Consider the following 20,002-nt stretch of genomic DNA (forward strand, 5'->3'; position numbering starts at 1 on the left):
TCAGATGTGTCTAAGAACCCGTCCATAGGGTGTGCCAGCGGCACGGGGGCATCTTAGCAGAGGCCCCCCGTGCAGGCGGCGTCAGCGCCCACGGGTTCCCGGGCGGCGTGGCGGGCTGTCATAATTCCGCAGCATTTGGCCGCCCCTCCCGAGGCGGCGGACCTCCAACCATGTTCTCCCTGCAGACGATCTTCGGTTCCGGCAAGCAGTTCTTCGTCCTGCTGGACGAGGCGGCCGAGGCCGCCCACGACAGCGCCAAGGCCCTCCACCAGATGATGAAGGCCTCGGACCGGCAACCGGCGCTGGACGAGTTCAAGCTGGCGCGCCAGCGCGAGCGCACCGCCTCGGAGAAGATCGGCAAGGCGCTGGTGGAGAGCTTCATCACCCCGATCGAGCGCGAGGACATCGAGGCGCTGGGCTCGGCGCTGTACAAGATCCCCAAGCAGATCGAGAAGTTCGCCGACCGCTACTCGCTGGCGACCCAGCACCTGGCCCATATCGACTTCGCCCCGCGCGCGGCGATGCTCGAGCAGGCCGCCGGCGTGGTGGTGGAGATGGTCCGCGAGCTGCGCACCCTCAACATCGACCGCATGACCGCACTCAACGAGAAGCTGCGCGCGATCGAGAACGAGGCCGACCGCCTGATGCTGGAGCTGTACCGCGACATCTACTCCGGGCGCCTGGACCACCTGCAGATGTTCCTGCTCAAGGAGTTCTTCGAGATCCTGGAGAAGGCCATCGACCGCTGCCGCGAGGCCGGCGTGGTCGCCTACCAGATCGTGTTGAAGAACAGCTGACGATGGCCGCCGTCCAGACCGTCAGCGGTCCTCGCTCCGGCAGGCCGGGCATCGGCTGCGCCGATGCCCCCGGGCCGTGCTTCCACAACCCCCGCCTCGCCGCTGCGCGGCGAGGCCGCCCCCTTGACTCAAGGGGGCTCCGCGTCGGGCGCCGGATGCCGGGTGCAGCAGCATGCCTGGACGGAGGCGCGCCATGCTGACGCTGGTACTGGTGGTGATCTTCACCGCGCTGGTATTCGAGTTCATCAACGGATTCCACGACACGGCCAACTCCATCGCCACGGTGGTGGCGACCAAGGTCCTCTCGCCCGGCTCGGCCGTGTCGCTGGCCGCGGTGATGAACCTGATCGGCGCACTGACCGGTACCGCGGTGGCGGCGACCATCGCCACCGGCATCGTCAACACCGACGTGGTCGAGGCGTCCTCGCAGGTGATCCTGTGCGCGCTGCTGGGCGGCATCATCTGGAACCTGGTGACCTGGTGGTTCGGCCTGCCGTCCTCGTCCTCGCACGCGCTGATCGGCGGCCTGTGCGGCGCGGCCCTGGCCGCCGCGCACAACGACTGGGACGCGCTGATCTGGTCGGAGACCGTCGGCAACTGGACCAAGAACAAGGGCCTGTTGTGGAAGGTGTTCCTGCCGATGGTGACCTCGCCGCTGGCCGGGTTCCTGCTGGGCGTGACCATGATGCTGCTGCTGTGGGCGCTCATCGCCGGGATGGTCCGGCTCGGTGGCGTGTTCGCGCGCATGGCGCGGCCGCGCTGGGTCAACGCGTTCTTCGGCAAGGCGCAGATCCTGTCGGCGGCCTACATGGGCTACGCCCACGGCCACAACGACGCGCAGAAGACCATGGGCATCATCGCCCTGACCCTGATCGGCGCCGAATCGGCCGGGCACCTGGACAACCTGCCGGGCTGGCTGGCGTTCCTGCACCCGGGCGATGCGGGCGGGGCCGAGATCGCGATGTGGATCGTGCTGACCTGCGCCGTGGTCATGGCCCTGGGCACCGCCTCCGGTGGCTGGCGCATCATCAAGACCCTCGGCCACAAGATGGTCAAGCTGCACCCGATCCACGGCTTCGCCGCCGAGACCAGCTCGGCCACGGTGCTGACGATGGCCGCGCATTTCGGCATGCCGGTGTCGACCACCCACAGCATCTCCACCGCGATCATGGGCGTGGGCTTCGCCAAGAACCCGCGCGCGCTCAAGCTCGGCGTGGTCGAGCGGATCATCTGGGCCTGGATCCTGACGATCCCGGCCGCCGGTGGCGTGGCCTACCTGATCTTCAAGCTGATCGAGGCGATGGGCTGGGCTTGAGGCCGGCGCGTCGCCGAGGCGTGGGGCGGACCCGCTTGCGGCCTGCGGTCGACGCGTAGGGCGGGGCTTGCCCCGCTGTCGACGCACGCGATCCCGCTCACCGGGCAGCGGGGCAAGCCCCGCTCTACGGTTACAGCAGGTCGCCCTCGGCCGACAGCGCCCGCTCCATGCGATCGCCCAGGCCGCCGATCTCCAGCACCAGCCGCTCGACCTCGGCCGGGGTCAGGCCGTCGTAGGGGCGGTTCTCGCACAGCTGCAGGTAGGGCACGCCGTCCAGCTCGCCGATCGCCAGGTAGCCGACGCTGCTCTGCCAGTTGAACACCAGGGCCCGCCGGGCATCGATGCCGGTGGTCGGCGCGATCACCGTGCTGACCCGCACCATCGGCCGCTGGTCGTCGCCGTCCAGCTCGGAAATGAAGATCGACTGGTGGCGGCTGCCGCCCTCCAGCGACAGTTCCACGCAGGCCACGTAGGGCTCCTGCATGGTCAGGCGGAAGCCGGCGGTCAGCAGGTGGCTGCGGATCTGTTCGAAATTGCGCATGGCGGTCCTCGCGATCCCCCGCCGGTATGCTAGCCGCAGATGGCTGCCACGTCTTCCAGCGACGATTCCACCCGCCGCATCCTGGCCGCGGTGCGCGCCATTCCGCGCGGCCAGGTGGCCGGCTACGGCGAAGTCGCGCGCCTTGCCGGGTTGCCGGGGCGGGCACGGCTGGCGGCCCGGGTGCTGGCCGCCAACGAGGATCCGGCGCTGCCCTGGCATCGCGTGTTGCGCGCGGACGGACGCATCGCCTTCCCCGAGGGTTCGCCGGGCTGGCGCGAGCAGTGCCGGCGCCTGAGCGCCGAGGGCGTGCGGGTGGAGAATGGCCGGGTCCGGCGCGCGCGCGGGCCGGCCGACCTCGACGCCGCCATCTGGGGCCCCGATAGCGCGTAGGAGCCCATCCTCATGGGCGACACGGTCTCCGGATGCCCGGTGCGTCGCCCGTGCCGGCGGCGTCGGGTCGCCGATGAAGATCGGCTCCTACATGCAGCGAGCCCCGGCGTCGTCGCAGGCGACCATTCCGGGAGTGCCACGTCGGGATGCCGGGGGCGTCGCGCGCCGGCGTCCCGCCGCCATGAACAGGCAACGCACGAGCCTTCGCCAGGGCGGCCGGACCCGACGTGCCGGCCGTCGACGACGCGGGCCGCTATGATGGCCGCCCGTTCCCCCGAGCCGCAACCGCATGTTCTCGCGCCTGCCGCCTGTCACCCAGGCCCTGCTGATCGCCAACACCGCGCTGTTCCTGCTGCAGCTGATGCTGGGCCAGTCCACGTTCGCCCCCTTCATGCTGTGGCCGCTGGGCGGCTTCGATCCCTTCTCGCCGGGCGAGAACTTCCAGCCCTGGCAACTGTTGACCTATGGCTTCCTGCACGCCAGCTTCGGCCACCTGCTGTTCAACATGCTGGCCGTGTACATGTTCGGCGCGCCGCTGGAGCTGACCTGGGGGCCGCGCCGGTTCCTGGCCTTCTACCTGATCAGCGTGGCCGGTGCCGGCCTGTGCCAGTTGGCGGTGGGCTGGTGGATCACCAGCGGCGGCGGGGCGGCCTATCCGACCGTGGGCGCCTCGGGCGGCGTGTTCGGCCTGCTGCTGGCCTACGGCATGCTGTTCCCGAACCAGCGGATGATGCTGCTGTTCCCGCCGATCCCGATGAAGGCGCGCACCTTCGTGATCCTGTTCGGCATCACCGAGCTGGTCCTGGGGTTCACCGGCTGGCAGCCGGGCGTGGCCCACTTCGCGCACCTGGGCGGGATGCTGTTCGGCTGGCTGGTGATCCGCTACTGGCGCGGTCAGCCGCCGTTCGGCCGCCGCGGGCCACCCCGCGGTCCGTCGCACCTGCGCCGGGTGAAGTGACCGGAACGGCCGCGGCCGTTCCGTCGTCCGAAAGAAAAAAGGCGCGGAAATCCGCGCCTTTTTCCATGGTGCGCGCGCCAGCTCAGCGCCAGACGCGGACCTGGTCGGCCTCGGCGCGCTGCATCGGCTGGCCGGCCTTGCAGCCGTACGCCGCACCGAAGGCGGGCAGGTTGGACAGCGGCACGTTGCTGCGCAGCGGTCCGGGCGCGTGGATCTCGGCGGCCAGGCGCTCGGCGGCGACGTTTTCCGAGACCTGCTGGCCCCACAGCTTCGACCAGGCGCCGAAGAACGCCTGCTGGTCCGCCGCCTTGGCCTCCGGCTGCGCCTTGGCATAGGCGTCCCAGGCCAGCTGCAGGCCGGCCTGGTCGGAGAGGGCGACGTCGCGGACCTGGCCGCCGTTGACCTTGCCGCCCTTCACGCCCGGATAGGGCTGGCCGGCGTACTGCGCGGCCACGCGCTCGCCCAGCGTGTTCCAGGCGGCGGTGTCGGCCGGCGTCCACCAGTTGCCGAGTTCGCCCCGGGCGTTGACCTGCGCGCCCTTGGCGTCGATCGCGCGGCTGAGCTGGGTGCCGACCAGCGCGCCATAGGCGCCGTAGGCGGTGGCGGGCCTGTCCACGTCCAGCACCGGCGGCTGCAGCACCGCGGCGGTGACGATCAGCCGGTTCTGGGCGATGTCGTAGGCCAGCGCGGGCTGCTGCGGCAGCACGTCCCAGCGGCGGTCGGCATTGCCCTTGCCGATCCGCTTCATCTCCTCGCGGTGGCGCCAGGTCGAGGCGATCAGCATGTTGCCGCCGAAGCTGCCGCGGCCCATCGGCTGCACGGTGTAGTCCAGGTCGCGGCGCGGGGTGCCGACTTCGATTTTCAGAGCCTTGAGCTTGGCCTGCGCCTCGGCCTTGGCCTGCGCGCTCAGCCAGGTGTTGCCCTCGACCGCGGCGACCAGCGCGTCGCGGACCTCGTCGGCGACCACGGTGGCGCGGCGGCGTTCCTCGGAGGTGAGGTAGCGGTTGGCGTACTCGTGGCCGAGCATCGGGCCGGCGGCGGTGTTGATCGCCTCGATCACCTGCTGCCAGCGCGGCGCCGGGGCGGACTGGCCGGCCAGCACCTGGCCGCGGAAGCCGAAGCTGGCGTCGCGGAAGCTCCTGGAAAGGTAGGGCGCCATCGCGTCGCCCACGCGCCAGCGCAGGTAGGCCTTCCACTGCTCGGGCTTGACCCGGCCGATCATCGCGTCGAGCTCGGCGAACAGCGCCGGGTCGGGCAGCGAGACCAGGTCGTCCTTCACGCCCTGGGCCTCGAGGAACTGGGCCAGCTGCAGGTTGCGGTAGCGCTTGGCGGCGTCGGCGACCGGCACCGGCACGTAGTTGCGGAACGGGTTGTTGAGGTCGGCCAGCGACTGCGACTTGCGCGCGATCGCGGTCTCGATGTCGATCACCGCCTTGGCATCGGCTTCCAGCCGCTCCTTGGGGGTGCCGGTCAGCGCCAGGATCTGCTTGACGTAGTCGCGGTAGCGCGCGAGCACGGCCTGGGTATCGGCGTCGTTGCGGGTGTAGAAGGCCGGGTCCGGCAGGCCCATGCCGCCCTGCATGAAGTAGCCGATGTGGCGGTCCAGCGCCTTCAGGTCCACGTCCGGGGCGAAGTTGAACACCACCGGGATGCCGACCTGGTGCAGCGCGGCGATCGAGGCCGGCACGTCCTTGGCCTTCTTGATCGCATCGATGCGCGACAGCAGCGGGGCGATCGGCCGGGAGCCGTCGGCTTCGATGGCCGCTTCGTCCAGGCCGCTGGCCCAGAAGTCGCCCAGCCGGTTCTGCACTTCGGTCTGCGGGGACTTCATCGCCGCATCGAGCAGCTGGCGCTGCTGCTGCAGGGCCAGGTCCGTCAGCTGGCCCAGTGCGCTGATCGCGCCGGCATCGGCCGGCAGCGGGTTGGCCTTGAGCCACTCGGCGTTGGCCCAGGCATAGAAATCGGTGCACTGGGCGCTGACCGCCGGGGCCTTCTTCTTGCGCTGGGCATCGGCGTCGGCGGTGGAGACCAGGGCGAGCAGGCCCAGGCCAAGGGCCAGGACCAGCGGACGGGGCGTGGGCATCATCGGGGCGGGGGCCTCGGTTGGGTGTCGCGGGAGTGTAGCAAGGCGTCCACGGCCGCCATGCACGCGCTGCAGGCTGTCTTGCCGGAAACGTGAACCGGGTTGGTGGTTCGCGTTTTCTGGCCGGGTGGGTGAGGCGGGTGGCGGCAGGGTCTTGTCCTGGGGTGGCGAAATCCGGGGCTGGGCTGCAGTGCCGGCCCAGGGCGGGGAACGGAGGTGGCGCCGGATTTGGGGGGCTTTTGTGAAGCTAGAGCGCGGGCTCCGGTAAGGGGCCGCCGTCCTGCCGGGGGATGGCGCACCCTCGGGACGACATCCTGTCTTTACTCGGGGCCGTGGCACATCCATGTGCCACTTGCGCCATCCCCCGACAGGACGACGTCCTCGGGCAACGTGATGGTCGTGGCTCCGCTCGGTCGATCCATGCGATGTTCGACGGCGGCGTTGTGGTCCTTGTAGGAGCCGATTCATCGGCGACACGGGCGTCGGGGCGACGAGGCTGTCGCCCGTGCCGAGGGTGTCGCATCGCCGATGAATCGGCTCCTACAACGGCAGGAGCATCGAGCCATGAAGATGCATCGTTGTTTCCAGTCGAGCGAAACGACGACCCCCACGATCGCGAAAGACACGCCAGGAACCGACGCCACCACGCGCCCTCGCCGTTGCTGTTGCTTCCAGACTCCCCCAACGACGGGAGCCTGAAAAAGCGAGGCCCGGACATGCCGGGCCTCGCGGGACGTTGCGGTTGCTGGTGGCTTACCAGATCACGACCTGGCCGTCGCCCTGGCGGACCATCGGCTTGCCCGGCTCGCACTTGAACGCCGCGGCGAAGGCCGGCAGGTTCGAGGGCGCGCCGACCGCGCGGAACTGCGCCGGGGCGTGCTCGTCGGTGGCGATGCGGTTCTTCAGCTCCTCCGGGGTGAAATTGCGGCGCCACACCGTGGCCCAGTTGAGGAAGAAGCGCTGGTCGCGGCTCAGTCCGTCGGTCATGGGGTCCGGCGTGTCGCCGGCGGCGGCCTTCATCGCGTCGTAGGCCGTGGCTAGGCCACCCAGGTCGGCGATGTTCTCGCCCAGGGTGTGGCGGCCGTTGATCTTCTGCCCGTCGGCGGTGGTGTAGCCGTCGAACTGCGCGATCAGCTTGTCGGTGCGCCCGGCGAAGCCCTTGGCATCGGCCTCGGTCCACCAGTTTTCGAACTTGCCGGTCGGCCCGAAGCGGCTGCCCTGGTCGTCGTAGCCGTGGGTCATCTCGTGGCCGATCACCGCGCCGATGCCGCCGTAGTTCATTTCATCCGGGGCATTGGGGTCGAAGAACGGCGGCTGCAGGATCGCGGCCGGGAACACGATCTCGTTCTGCAGCGGGTTGTAGTAGGCGTTGACCGTCTGCGGGCTCATGCCCCATTCGGTCTTGTCCACCGGCTTGCCGATCTTGGACAGGTTCCAGCGGTAGTTGAACTGCTGCGCCGCCAGCACGTTGCCGATGTAGCTGTCGCGGCTGGTCTCCAGGCCGTTCCATTCGCGCCACTTGTCCGGATAGCCGATCTTCGGGGTGAACGCGGCCTGCTTGGCCAGCGCCTTCTGCTTGGTGTCGGCGCCCATCCACTCCAGGTTCTCGATGCGCGCCTTCAGCGCGGTGCCCAGGTTGGCCACCAGCGCCTCCATCTTGGCCTTGGATTCGGCCGGGAAGGCGACCTGGACGTACATCTGGCCCAGCGCTTCGCCGGCCTGCTCGTTGACCGTGGCCAGCACGCGCTTCCAGCGCGGCTTCATTTCCTTCTGGCCGCGCAGGGTCTTGGCGTAGAAGTTGAAGTTCTCCTGGGCGAAGGCGTCGCTCAGGTACGGCGAGGCGCCGTCGACGGTGTGGAAGCGCAGGTAGGAGCGCCACACCGAGGCGTCGGTATCGCCCAACGCCTTGCTGACTTCCTGGTGGAAGGCGGGGATCGCCAGCGAGAACATCTGCGGCGCGGCCACGCCCTGCGACTCGAAGAACTTGGTCCAGGGGAAGTTCGGCGCCAGCTTGTCGGCGTCGGCCAGGCTGACCGGGTTGTAGTACAGCGACACGTCGCGCGACATGTCCTCGCGCGACTTGGACACCTTGGCCAAGCGGGTCTCGAACGCCATCACGTCCTGCGCCTGCTTCTGCGCGTCGGCCGCGGCCACGCCCGACAGCTCCAGCACCTTGGCGATGTGGGCCACGTAGGCGTCGCGGATGTCCTTCTTGTCGGCGTCGAAGTAGTACTTGCTGTCCGGCAGGCCCAGGCCGCCCTGCATCGCGTAGGCGATGTTGAGGTCCGGGTTCTGGAAGTCGGCCTCGGCGCCGAAGCCGAACAGGAAATTCTCGCCCTTGGCCGCGCTGGTGCGCAGGTACTCGGCCACGGCCGGGCCATCGGCCAGCGCGTCGATCGCGGCCAGGTGGCCGGCCAGCGGCTCGATGCCCTGGGCGTTGACCTTGGCCTCGTCCATGCCGGTGGCCCACAGGTCGCCGACGATCTTCTTCACGCCGGTGGCATCGGCGTCGGCCGCCGCCTGTTCGGCCAGCTGGCGCTGGACCGCGTTGGAGCGCTCGTCGAGCATCTCGAACGCGCCCCAGCTGGTGCGGTCGCCCGGGATCGGGTTGGCGGCCAGCCACTTGCTGTTGGCGTAGGCGGCGAAATCGGTGCAGGCGTCCTGGGTGGTGTCCAGGTCGGCCAGGGTGAAGCGGTTCACGCCAGGCAGGGTGCTCTCGTCAAGGCGGTACTCGGGGGCGGCCGGCGCGGCGGCGGTGGCGGCCGGCGCGGCGTCTTCCTTCTTGGAGCAGGCGGCCAGCGCGACGGCAATGGCCACCGGCAGCAGCAGGGTCTGGGTCTTGCGGATGTTCACGTGGCTCGATCTCCGGCCCGCCGGGCGGGCATGGTGGGAGGCCCCGGGACGGGGCAGTGGGGGCGACTCTACGCCGGACGGCTGAACGGAGGGACTGCCGGAGGTCATGGCGGCACAATGGCGCCTGACTCCCCTGGACGGAGGCGGGCAGATGCAGGTCGAATTCCACGGCGCGGCCGGCGAGGTCACCGGATCCATGCACCTGGTCCACGCCGCCGGCCGGCGGGTGCTGCTGGACTGCGGGCTGCTGCAGGGCCGGCGCGAACTGGAGGCGCGCAACGCCGATCCGTTCCCGTTCGAGCCGGCAAGCCTGGATGCGCTGGTCCTCAGCCATGCCCACATCGACCATATCGGACGCGTGCCGCTGCTGGTGGCGCGCGGCTTCGACGGGCCGATCTGGCTGCACGGGGCCACCGCCGACCTGCTGCCGGTGATGCTGGAGGACGCCGCCTCGCTGGCCGAGTCCGAGGCCCAGCGCGCCAACCGCCATCGCGACCCGGAGCAGCCGCCGATGCCGCCGCTGTTCACCCGGCGGGACGTGGCGCGCGTGCTGCCGCTGCTGCGGCCCCTGGACTACGACGCGCGCACCACGATCCTGCCGGGCGTGGACATCGCCCTGCGCGACGCCGGCCATATCCTGGGATCGTGCATCGTCGAGGTGTGGGCCACGGAACACGGGCGAAGCCGCAAGCTGGTGTTCTCCGGCGACCTGGGGCCGAAGGGCACGCCGATCCTGCGCGATCCGTGCCCGATCGAACAGGCCGACCTGGTGGTCATGGAATCGACCTACGGCGATCGCAAACACCGCGAACGCCAGGCCACGGTGGCCGAACTGGGCGAGGTGTTCGAACACGCCTGGCGCGAGCGCGGCAACGTGCTGATCCCGGCGTTCGCGGTCGGGCGCAGCCAGGAACTGCTGTACTGGTTCGCACGCTACTGGGACGAGTGGAACCTTGGACGCTGGCGCATCTTCCTGGACAGCCCGATGGCCGGGCGCGTGGTCGGCGTCTATGACCGCCACCACGAGCTGTTCGACGCCCAGGCGCAGGCGGTGTGGCGGCAGCGGCCCTCGCCGTTCCGGCTGCCCAACCTGCACATCACCGCCAGCACCCAGGAGTCGATGGCGATCAATTCGATCAGCAGCGGCGCGATCGTGATCGCCGGTTCGGGCATGGCCAATGGCGGCCGCATCCTGCACCACCTGCGGCACCGGCTGGGACGGCGCGACACCCACGTGGTGTTCGTCGGCTACCAGGCCGAAGGCACGCTGGGCCGGCGCCTGGTCGAGCGGGCGCAGTGGGTGCGCATCCATGGCCAGGACTACCGGGTCAACGCCCAGATCCATACCGTCGGCGGGCTCTCGGCGCACACCGACCAGCGCGGACTGATGGAGTGGTATGGCCACTTCCGCGGCTCGCCGCCGCTGGTGCTGGTGCATGGCGAGGACCGCGCCCGCGAGGCGCTGGCGGGAGAGATCGGGCAGCGCAGCGGCGCGCGCGTGACCCTGGCGCGGCCGGGGATGCGCTGCGAGGTCTGAGCGGGGCGGCTAGGCCAGCGGGGCGCCGGCGGCGGTTGCGCCCGCTCCCAGGCGGCGGCTGCACTCGCATGGATCGCCATCGCAGCCGTGCACGCTGCCCCGCACCGGCGAGGCCATCCCGCGCCCGGCGAGTTGCCGGATCTCGTCGAGGATGTGCTCGGCCGCGCTGGCCGGCGTACCCGGCAGCAGCAGGGCGAAAGCGCCATCGCCCAGGCAGGCGGCGATGTCGCCGGGGCGCCGTGCCCGTTCGCGCAGCAGCCGGGCCAGGCGGCAGGCGTCGGCCTGGCCCGCTTCGCTTCGCGTGTCGCCCGCGGCGATCCCGACCAGCAGCAGGGCATGCGGCTGGCCGGTGGCGCGCACGGCGTGCAGGGCGGCCTCCATGCGGGCGCGCGAGGCCAGGCCCGGCGCTTGCTGGCGCTCGCGCAGTAGCTTCCACAGCGCGGTCAGGCACCATGCCAGCAGCACGATGGCCAGGACCAGGACTACGCCACCCGCCGCGAACCAGAGCTGGCGTCCCAGCAGCCAGGCGAACAGGCCGAGTGTCGCCACCAGCCCCCCGATTGCGGCGGCCGGCAGCCGCCAGTCGCGGCCGCCGGCGGACAGGCCGACCAGCACTGCGCCGCCGGCCAGCAGCAGGGCGAGCACGGCCTGCGCCGCGGCCGGCAGCGGCCGCGGCGTGGCGCCCCGCAGCAGTGCGACCAGGGCGCGGGCCTGGTGCTCGACCGGATACAGCGGCGCGCTGCCGAACGGGCCGGGCAGCCGCGGCTGCAAGCGCGGGTCGGCCAGGCCGACCAGGATCCAGCGGCCATGCAGCTGCGACGCGCCGAGCCGGCCGTCCAGGACGCCGGATGCGGGCAGGGTAGGCGGCAGGCCGCCGGCATGGCCGATCCGCCAGCGATCGAGTGCACGGGCACCGCCGCCGGCGCGGTTGCCCGGCTGCACGAGCACCTGGGGCAGCGAGGGCCAGCGCACTCCGTCCGCGGCCAGCACGTAAGAAAGGTGCTGGCGGACCCTGCCGTCGCGATCGGGCGCCAGGTGCGCATGGCCCAGGCGTGCCGCGTCGGCGAACTCCACCGGCGGCATGCGCGCCCGCGGCGCCTTCCCCGGTGCCATGTCCAGCGCGACGCCCAGCGCGACGCGGTTGTCGAGCAGGCTGCGCGCCAGGCGCGCATCGCCTGCCGGGTCGTCGGCGCTGGCCTGCAGCGGAAGGTCGAGCGCGATGCCACGCGCGCCGGCATCGCGCAGGCGGTCGAGCAGCTGCGCCAGGCGTCCGTTGGGCCACGGCCAGGGGTCGTCGGGACCGATCGCGAGCACCACGCCGGGTGCGCTCGGCTGCGGCGCGGAAGTCGGCGACAGCCAGCGTTGCAGCAGGTCGTCCAGCGGCGCGGCGAGGCCCAGGCCGCCCAGCAGCGCGGCCAGCGCGCCGGCGGCCAGCGCCAGGGCGCCACGACGAAGCGATCGCAATGTTCCGGCGCCCGGCCTCATCGGCGCGCGCGCCCGCGGCGCCCCGTCGGCGCGCATGCGATCGCCTCCGGAACGGCAGACGCTACCTGCGGCATTGCGACCATCGCTTCCCCCGATCGCCAGCCCCCTGCGCGGCCAGTATAGGCGCAGTGGTATACCTGTGCCGATGACGAACCCTGCAAGAATCCGCGATGCCGTGCTGGTCGGCGGCGGCCACAACGGCCTGGTATGCGCCACCTACCTGGCCCGCGCCGGGCTCGACGTCACCGTGCTCGAACGCCGGCCGGTGGTCGGCGGGGCGGCGGTGACCGAGGAGTTCCACCCCGGCTTCCGCAATTCGGTGGCCTCGTACACGGTTTCGCTGCTGCAGCCCAAGGTCATCGCCGACCTGGACCTGCACGGCCATGGCCTGCGCGTGGTGCAGCGGCGGCGCAACAACTTCCTGCCGCTGCCCGAGGGCGGCTACCTGCTGACCGGCGGCGGGCAGACCGCGGCGGAAGTGGCGAAATTCTCGCGCCGCGACGCCGAGGCGCTGCCGGCCTACGAGGCGCGCCTGGACGCGATCGCCGACGTGCTGCGCGCGCTGGCGCTGCAACCGCCGCCCAACGTCACCGACGGCGGCTGGTGGAAGGCGTTGCCGGAGCTGTTGCGTGGCGCCCGGCTCGGGAGGCGCCTGCACGCGCTGGATGAAACGCTGCGCCAGGAACTGCTGGACCTGTTCTCGATCTCGGCGGCCGAGTACCTGGACCGCTGGTTCGAGAGCGCGCCGATCAAGGCGCTGTTCGGCTTCGACGGCATCGTCGGCAACTTCGCCAGCCCCTACGCGCCCGGTTCGGCCTATGTGCTGCTGCACCACGTGTTCGGCGAGGTCAACGGGGTCAAGGGCGCCTGGGGCCATGCGATCGGCGGCATGGGCGCGATCACCCAGGCGATGGCGCGCGCCGCCACTGCCGCCGGGGTGGAGATCCGCATCGCTGCGGGGGTACGCGAAGTACAGGTCGAGGGCGGCCGCGCCACCGGCGTGGTCACCGACTCGGGCGAGGTCCTGCGCGCCCGCGCGGTCGTGGCCAACGTCAATCCGAAGTTGCTGTACCAGCGCCTGCTGCCCGCGGCGGCGGTGCCGGCGGCCACCGCGGAGCGCATGCGCCACTGGCGCTGCGGCTCGGGCACCTTCCGCATGAACGTGGCGCTGTCGCGGCTGCCCGACTTCTCCGTGCTGCCCGGCGAGGGCGACCACCTCACCGCGGGGATCATCATCGCGCCCTCGCTGGACTACATGGACCGGGCCTGGCGCGATGCGCACGACCACGGCTGGTCGCGCGAGCCGATCGTGGAGATGCTGATTCCCTCCACCCTGGACGATTCGCTGGCGCCACCGGGCATGCACGTGGCCAGCCTGTTCTGCCAGCACGTGGCGCCGGAGCTTCCCGGCGGGCGCAGCTGGGACGACCATCGCGAGGAGGTGGCGGACCTGATGATCGCCACGGTCGACCGCCATGCGCCGGGCTTCGCTGCCTCGGTGCTGGGGCGGCAGGTGCTCAGTCCGCTGGACCTGGAGCGGGTGTTCGGCCTGGTCGGTGGCGACATCTTCCACGGCGCGCTGAGCCTGAACCAGCTGTTCTCGGCGCGGCCGATGCTGGGGCAGGCCGGGTATCGAGGGGCGATCCCGGGGCTGTACCTGTGCGGCTCGGGGACGCATCCGGGAGGCGGTGTCACCGGTGCGCCGGGGCACAACGCGGCGCAGGTGCTGATTTCGGATCTGCGCTGATGGTGGGCGTCCGTTGCGTTGCGCTGCGGATGCGGAAAGGCCTGGCCGGACGGAAGGGGCACTCGGCTTCGGGAGGGGCCGCCGCCCGACAGGGGCATGGCGCATCCCTCGACCGGACGTCCTGTCCGGACTCGGGTCGTGGCACATCCATGTGCCACTTGCGCCATGCCCCTGTCGGACGGCGTCCTCGGGAGTTTTGAGGCTTCTGCTTCGTTCGAGAGGCTCGAGCAGGAGCGCGGTGGCCGGATGCCTGTTCCCATTCCGAGGTGGCCTGGCAAGCTCGGATCGTTACGCGTTGGCACCTGTCCGGGCATCGGCTCGATTGCCCGGCCAGCAGGCATTGCAGGCAGCGACTAAGAGCGGAGCTGCGACCGGGTCGTCGCGACAGGACGCGGCGGGCAGTGGGTCTCGCGGCAGCGGACAGGGATGTCCGCGTCGGCGCGTCGGCACATGGATGTGCCGCCGTGCCGACCGCGAGACCCACTGGCTGCCGCGGCCCAGCCCGAAGCAACTGCACCAGCGCTGTTGCTTTCTGCCCCGCTGGCGGAGCGTGCGGCTACCGCCAGCAGCAAGGCCGGCTCCTACTGGAGCACGGCCTTCTTGCGGTTGTCGCCGGAGTTGCGGTCGATGAGCTTGTTGTAGGGGTCGATGCCGGCCTCGAAGGGCAGCTCGTCGACCACCAGCTCCAGGGTGGTCTCGGCCTGGGTGATTCGGTGCTTCTGCAGGTACAGGACCTTCTCGTCCGATTCCTTGCCGCCCTCGGGCCGCGCGAACACGCCGATGTCCACCATCACGTCGACCGGCTCGTCGGTCTCCTTGCCCCTGCCGTCGGTGGACACCTTCTCCGCGTGCACTTCCAGCGCGACCACGTACTTGCCGTCCTCGCGCCTGCGTACGTCGGCGCGCGTGGCGCGGTGGTTCCAGAACACGATCCGCTCGAACAGGTCGCGGATGAACGGGTGGTGCTCCGGCGCTGTTCGGGCGTAGAGCAGGTCGAGGAAGTCGCGGGTGGTCGGGTAGGGCGGCCCCTTGAATCCCCACTGCCGCACGAATTCCGACAGCACCGCGTTGAGCTGCTCCTCGCCGATGGCGTCGCGCAGGGCGTAGAACACCACTGAGCCCTTCTGGTAGTGGATGTACTGCTGGTTCTCGTTGAGCGCCAGCGGCAGTTCCTCGACCCGTTCGGTCGCCCGGCTCATCAGGTAGCGGTCCAGTTCGTACTTGAGGAACCGCCGCATCTGCCGCGGACCGTACTCCTCCTCCATCACCATCAGCGCCGAATACTGGGCCAGCGATTCGGACAGCATGGTCGCGCCCTGCACGTTGGCGCCGATGACCTGGTGCGCCCACCACTGGTGCGCGGCCTCGTGCGCGGTGACGTAGAACACGTAGTCGATGTCCTCCCGGTCGCGCAGGTCGGCGATGAAGCCGATCGATTCGGAGTACGGAATCGTGCCGGCGAAGGCCTGGGCGAACTGCTGGTAACCGGGGAACTCCAGGATCCGGAACTGGCGGAACTGGTAGGGCGAGAAGTGCCGGGTGTAGTAGTCCAGCGACTTCTTGGTCGAGTCGATCATCCTCGGCACGTTCCAGGCGTGCGCGGGATGGTGGTAGACCTCGATCGCCACGTCGTTCCAGCGGTCGCGCGCCACCTGCCAGTCCGCCGACAGCCAGGAGAAGAACGGCAGCAGCTGCGCCTCGGACTTGTAGTGGTAGTAGCGGCGGCCGTCCTGCTCCCACTCGCGCTGCAGGTAGCCTGGGGCCAGTGCGACCTGGCCGCTGCTGGTGGACACGGTGGTCTCGAAGTCGACCCAGTCGCCAGTGGTGGTGAGGTAGTTGGAGCCGCGCGCGGCCGCGTCGCCGATCGGGTTCATCCGCGGCAGCACCGGCAGGTCGTGCTTGCGCCGGTCGTTGCGGTCCTGCAGCTGGCGGCGCTCGTCGTAGCCCAGTTGCGGCAGGGCGGCGTAGTTGTTGAAGAACGTGCCGTTGTAGACCACCGAAGTACCGCCGCCGTTCATCGGAAAGCCGTGCGGGACGCTGGACAATTCGAATTCGAAGTCCAGCGAGGCGCCCGGTGCCAGCGGCGTGGCGAGCCGGTAGATCGCGTAGCCGGCGACGTCGTCCTTCTTCACCACCGTGTGCGGCCCGAACTCGAGCCTGCGCATCTCCATGTCGGGGTTGGTCGCGACATGCAGTTCCGCGATCGGTGCGCCGCTGCGGTTCTCGAGCCGGTAGGCGCCGCGGATGTCGACCCGGCGCTCTTCGGGGAAGATGTCCACGTCGGCGCGGATCGAGGCGATCCGTGGCTGCGGCAGGTCCTTGTACTGGCGGTAGTCCTTCTCGTACTGCGCCGCGCGCTCCTCGGCCAGGTCGCCGGGCACGTAGTCGTTGAGCACGTTGGTGTTGTAGAAGATCCAGCCGCCCAGCCCCGCGAACAGCAGCAGCGACGCGGCCAGCGCCGCCAGCGCCGGGCCGCGCAGCCGGGCACGCGCCTGGCGCAGGCGTTCGCGCAGGCCGAGCGACGTGCCGCGTGGCCAGAACAGCAGGGCGACTACCAGCAGCGCGGCGGCGAAGGCGGCCCAGTAGCCGCGCAGCAGCAGGTGCGGTCCGATGAAGTGGCCGTAGCCGTTCATGTCCGAGTACGGGGCCGGCGTGGCCGCGGTATAGCGGTAGAGCAGGTGGTCCAGGTCGAGCATGCCCATCGTCGCGCGGACGACCAGGTACACGATCATCAGCAGGTATCCGATGAACTTGTTGCCGCTCACCGCCTGCAGGAAGACCGCCAGCGCCGCCATCAGCGCGAACGGGATCACCGCCAGGGCCAGGCCCTTGAGGTACAGCAGCGGTTCCAGCGCCATGTGGCCGTGCGCCACCTGCCAGCCGGCGGTGAACAGCGCGCCGGCGAACAGGAAGGCGGCGACCAGGCCGACCAGCGCGGTCATCTTCGAGGCCAGCGGGATCCAGTCGGGCAGGGCGTACGCATCCGTCGCCTCGGCCACGCGCAGGCTGCGCTCGCGCCAGACCAGTTCGCCCGCGTAGAAGGTGACGATGATGACCAGGAACAGGCTCATGCCACCGTCGATCGCCGACAGCATCCGCCGGGTCACCGGATACAGCTCGGTGCCGTACATGCTCGCGCCGAACTTGAGGACCGAGAAGATCATCAGCAGGCCCAGCACCAGCATCACCAGGAACGGCGCGCCGGTCAGGGCGCCGCGCAGGTCGAAGGTGGCCAGCTGGCGGTACTGGGTCCAGCGTGCCGACGCATCCTGGCGCAGCGTCACCGCCGGCAGCGCCAGCGACGTGCCCACCGCCACGACACCCGGCAGCGCGGCATCGGCATCGGCCGGGCTGGCCTTGCGCCGGCGACGGATGACGATGCCCTCGCGATCGGCGCGGAACAGGCCGAACGCGGCCCACAGCAACAGCGCGGTCACGCCCAGCCAGAGGGCGCGATTGCCCAGCAGCAGCCCGGTGAGCGCCGGCAGTTGCTGGTTGTACTGGGCGCTGGACCAGTAGCGGATGTGCTCACCCACCGCCGTGGTGCCCGAGGGATCGAGCAGCGCGCCGATCCAGCGCGAATCGAGGTCCTGGGTCAGGAAGCCGGCCACTGTCCACAGCACGAAGAACGCGATCACGCCGATGTAGGTGTAGAGCATCGAGCGGGTCAGCGTGGCCAGCAGGAACAGCAGCGCCGACAGGAACAGCAGGTTCGGCAGCACCAGGACGGCGAACGCCCAGGCGTAGGCGCTCCACGGCGTCGGTCCGAGCCGGGCCTGGTCCAGCCAGGGCATCAGGCTGCCCAGCCACAGGCCCAGCGCGGTGGCCAGCATGATCGCCAGGCTGGCCATGAAGCCACCGCCGAAGCGGCCGAGCAGGTAGTCGCGCTTGCGGAGTGGAGTTGCGAAGAACAGCTCGGCGGTGCGCTGCTCGAAATCGCGCAGGGCGATGCCGGCCACGAAGATCGTGGTCAGCAGCACCGACAGCACGCTGAAGCTGCCCAGCAGGGAGATCACCACCGCCGGCGCGTTGCGCAGGATGTTGCCGACGCCGCCGCCGAAGCTGACGTTGTCCGAGGCCATGCTGCCGAAGGCGAGCAGGCCGAACACCAGCATGACGATCCAGAACACGCCGTTGCGCAGCAGCAGGCGCCGCTCGAAGGAAAGCAGGTGGCGCAACATGTCAGGCCCCCTGCGCCGGGGCGGCGGCCAGCGCGACCTTGCGCAGCTCGCCGAAGTACACGTCCTCCAGGTTGGCCGGTACCGCGGCGAAACCTTCGCCCGGGTCGGCATCGGCCAGCACGTGCACCACCGGCTGGCCCCCGACCAGGCGCGTGGACAGCACGGCCTGCGATTCCACCAGGCCGGGCAGCTCGGCCTTGTCCACGCGCTTGCGCCAGATCCGCCCGTCCAGCGAGCGGATCGCCTCGCGCGGCTCGCCGGCCAGCCGCACCTGGCCGGAAGCGATGATCGCCATGCGCGGGCACAGGTCGGTCACGTCCTCGACGATGTGGGTGGACAGGATCACCACGGTGTTCTCGCCGATCTCGGCCAGCAGGTTGAGGAAGCGGTTGCGCTCCTCCGGGTCCAGGCCGGCGGTGGGCTCGTCGACGATGATCAGCGACGGCTGGCCGATCAGCGCCTGGGCGATGCCGAAGCGCTGGCGCATGCCGCCGGAGAAGGTGCCCAGCTTGCGCTTGCGCACGTTCCACAGGTTCACCTGCTGCAGCAGCGCCTGGACCAGGTCCTTGCGCTCCTTGCGCGCGGTCACGCCCTTGAGCACGGCGAAGTGGTCGAGCATGGCTTCGGCGGAAACCTTGGGGTACACGCCGAATTCCTGGGGCAGGTAGCCGAGCCGGCGCCGCGCTTCGGTCTTGTCCTTCAGCACGTCGAGCCCGTCCAGCGAGATGCTGCCGCTGTCGGCGTCCTGCAGCGTGGCGATGGTCCGCATGAGCGTGGATTTGCCGGCGCCGTTGGGGCCGAGCAGGCCGAACATGCCGCGCGGGATATCCAGGTTGACGTCCTTGAGGGCCTGCACGCCGTTGGCGTAGGTCTTGGACAGCGAGCGGATCTCGAGCATGCGGTACATCCTCCATTGATGTCGGCCGGATCCTGCCGGGTCCGGCACGGGTCGGCTATCGGTGGAAAGTCATGGCCTGGGAACGGCAAGGCGGCCGGCGATGGGGCGGGAGGGTGCGGAACCGCCTCACGGCGCTGGCCCCGGCCGGAACAGGCGGGCGATGGCCTGCGCCAGCGCGTAGGGCTCCGGGTCGTCGCGGTTGGTGAGGACGATGACGGTCAGGCGCTCGCGCGGCCAGCGCAGGATCACGTTGCGGAAGCCGATGCTTTCGCCGCTGTGCCAGTTGCTGTCGCCGTCGAGCCGCCAGCCGAATCCGTAGTGCGGCACGCCGGGCTCGTCGGTGGCCGTGGCCGGCGCGAACATCAGCGCCAGCGAGTCGGGCCGCAGCAGGCGGTCGTCGTACAGCGCCGCGTCCCACCGGGCCAGGTCGTCGATCGACGAGTAGATGCCGCCGTCGCCGAGTACGGCGCTGGTCTGGCTCTGGTCGGTGCGGATCCAGCGCCCGTCGATCCGGCTGTAGCCCCAGGCGCGATGGGCGACGGTGTCCTGGCCTTCGCGGTGGGCGACGGTGTCGGCCATGCCGAGCGGCCGGAAGATGCGCGCGCCGAGGAAGCGGGCGAAGTCCATCCCGGAGGCGCGTTCCACCACCAGTGCCAGCAGGGCGTAGCCGCTGTTGCTGTAGCGGTAGCCGCTGCCGGGCGGAAAATAGGTCCGATCCTGGCCGGCCAGGATCGACAGCACGTCGGCGTCGTGCAACTGGCCTTCGAAACCAGCCGGTATGTGGTCCTCGTAGTCGACCAGGCCGGAGGTGTGGCTGAGCAGCTGGCGCAGGGTCACCGCCTCGGTAGCCGCCGGCAGTTCGGGCAACCAGCGCCGTACCGGATCGTCGATCGACAGGAGGCCGTCCTCGGCCAGCAGCAGGATCGCCGCCGCGGTGAACTGCTTGGTGATCGATGCCAGGCGGTAGTTGGTCCGCGGCCCGGCCTCGATGCCCTGTTCCAGGTCGGACAGGCCATGGCCGCGGCGCACCACGGCCTGCCCGTCGTGCAGCACCAGCACCGATGCGCCGGGCACGTCGCCGTCGTACTCGCGCAGCAGCGCATCGACGGCCGCGGCCGCGCCGGCGTGCGCGCCGGGCGCGGACGTGGGCGTGCCTGCGAGCACCGCGATGGTCAGGAACGGCAGGAAGCCATGCATGCAATCCCCCTGGAGCGCGC

Annotated in this window: 13 protein-coding genes; 6 read left to right on the plus strand and 7 right to left on the minus strand. The window is 70.5% G+C overall.

Annotated features, from left to right (window positions below; all coding sequences use genetic code 11):
• Positions 1-170 precede the first annotated feature (170 nt).
• Together CSC66_RS13610 and CSC66_RS13615 are read left to right on the plus strand one after the other, a co-directional pair.
• Positions 171-797 carry a DUF47 domain-containing protein gene (locus CSC66_RS13610; protein WP_162377949.1) on the plus strand — a complete coding sequence of 209 codons (627 nt, stop codon included), beginning with the start codon at positions 171-173 and terminating at the stop codon, positions 795-797.
• 193 nt (positions 798-990) lie between these two features.
• Complete coding sequence (locus CSC66_RS13615) at positions 991-2,112, plus strand: inorganic phosphate transporter (protein ID WP_162377950.1); 1,122 nt, start codon at positions 991-993, stop codon at positions 2,110-2,112.
• 130 nt (positions 2,113-2,242) lie between these two features.
• Here the strand turns inward: CSC66_RS13615 and CSC66_RS13620 are convergent, their stop codons facing one another.
• On the minus strand, positions 2,243-2,653 hold the full coding sequence (locus tag CSC66_RS13620) for a hypothetical protein (RefSeq protein ID WP_162377951.1): 411 nt from the start codon (positions 2,651-2,653) through the stop codon (positions 2,243-2,245).
• A gap of 39 nt (positions 2,654-2,692) precedes the next feature.
• Here CSC66_RS13620 and CSC66_RS13625 point away from each other — a divergent pair, with 39 nt between their 5' ends.
• Both CSC66_RS13625 and CSC66_RS13630 read left to right on the plus strand, forming a co-directional pair.
• Positions 2,693-3,043: an MGMT family protein gene (locus tag CSC66_RS13625; protein ID WP_162377952.1), complete on the plus strand. Its 351-nt coding sequence runs from the start codon at positions 2,693-2,695 to the stop codon at positions 3,041-3,043.
• 289 nt (positions 3,044-3,332) lie between these two features.
• A complete protein-coding gene (locus CSC66_RS13630) occupies positions 3,333-4,001 on the plus strand; it encodes a rhomboid family intramembrane serine protease (protein ID WP_162377953.1) in 669 nt (222 codons plus the stop codon).
• A gap of 82 nt (positions 4,002-4,083) precedes the next feature.
• On the opposite strand, the gene CSC66_RS13635 is transcribed toward CSC66_RS13630, so the two are convergent.
• The gene (locus CSC66_RS13635; protein WP_162377954.1) at positions 4,084-6,084 is read right to left on the minus strand and encodes a M13-type metalloendopeptidase; all 2,001 of its coding nucleotides are present in this window, start codon (positions 6,082-6,084) and stop codon (positions 4,084-4,086) included.
• A 753-nt stretch (positions 6,085-6,837) separates the two neighbouring features.
• The gene (locus CSC66_RS13640) at positions 6,838-8,913 is read right to left on the minus strand and encodes a M13 family metallopeptidase (RefSeq protein ID WP_162378035.1); all 2,076 of its coding nucleotides are present in this window, start codon (positions 8,911-8,913) and stop codon (positions 6,838-6,840) included.
• Between the two features lie 175 nt (positions 8,914-9,088).
• Between CSC66_RS13640 and CSC66_RS13645 the strand changes: the two genes are divergently transcribed.
• Positions 9,089-10,474 (plus strand): MBL fold metallo-hydrolase RNA specificity domain-containing protein, encoded by a 1,386-nt coding sequence (locus tag CSC66_RS13645; protein WP_162377955.1) that lies wholly within the window; start codon positions 9,089-9,091, stop codon positions 10,472-10,474.
• A gap of 9 nt (positions 10,475-10,483) precedes the next feature.
• Here CSC66_RS13645 and CSC66_RS13650 read toward each other — a convergent pair whose 3' ends face one another.
• On the minus strand, positions 10,484-11,938 hold the full coding sequence (locus CSC66_RS13650) for a CHASE2 domain-containing protein (RefSeq protein ID WP_162377956.1): 1,455 nt from the start codon (positions 11,936-11,938) through the stop codon (positions 10,484-10,486).
• Positions 11,939-12,104: 166 nt separating this feature from the next.
• Here CSC66_RS13650 and CSC66_RS13655 point away from each other — a divergent pair, with 166 nt between their 5' ends.
• Positions 12,105-13,706, plus strand: a complete 1,602-nt coding sequence (locus CSC66_RS13655) for a phytoene desaturase family protein (RefSeq protein WP_162377957.1) — start codon at positions 12,105-12,107, stop codon at positions 13,704-13,706.
• Between the two features lie 581 nt (positions 13,707-14,287).
• Here the strand turns inward: CSC66_RS13655 and CSC66_RS13660 are convergent.
• The 3 genes from CSC66_RS13660 to CSC66_RS13670 all read right to left on the minus strand — a co-directional run bounded on the left by CSC66_RS13660 (position 14,288) and on the right by CSC66_RS13670 (position 19,982).
• Positions 14,288-17,887: an ABC transporter permease/M1 family aminopeptidase gene (locus CSC66_RS13660; RefSeq protein ID WP_162377958.1), complete on the minus strand. Its 3,600-nt coding sequence runs from the start codon at positions 17,885-17,887 to the stop codon at positions 14,288-14,290.
• A gap of 1 nt (position 17,888) precedes the next feature.
• Positions 17,889-18,785, minus strand: a complete 897-nt coding sequence (locus CSC66_RS13665; protein ID WP_162377959.1) for an ABC transporter ATP-binding protein — start codon at positions 18,783-18,785, stop codon at positions 17,889-17,891.
• Between the two features lie 126 nt (positions 18,786-18,911).
• The gene (locus CSC66_RS13670; protein ID WP_162377960.1) at positions 18,912-19,982 is read right to left on the minus strand and encodes a serine hydrolase domain-containing protein; all 1,071 of its coding nucleotides are present in this window, start codon (positions 19,980-19,982) and stop codon (positions 18,912-18,914) included.
• Between the last annotated feature and the right edge of the window lie 20 nt (positions 19,983-20,002).

This window comes from Pseudoxanthomonas kaohsiungensis (assembly GCF_010211765.1).
Lineage (GTDB): Bacteria > Pseudomonadota > Gammaproteobacteria > Xanthomonadales > Xanthomonadaceae > Pseudoxanthomonas > Pseudoxanthomonas kaohsiungensis.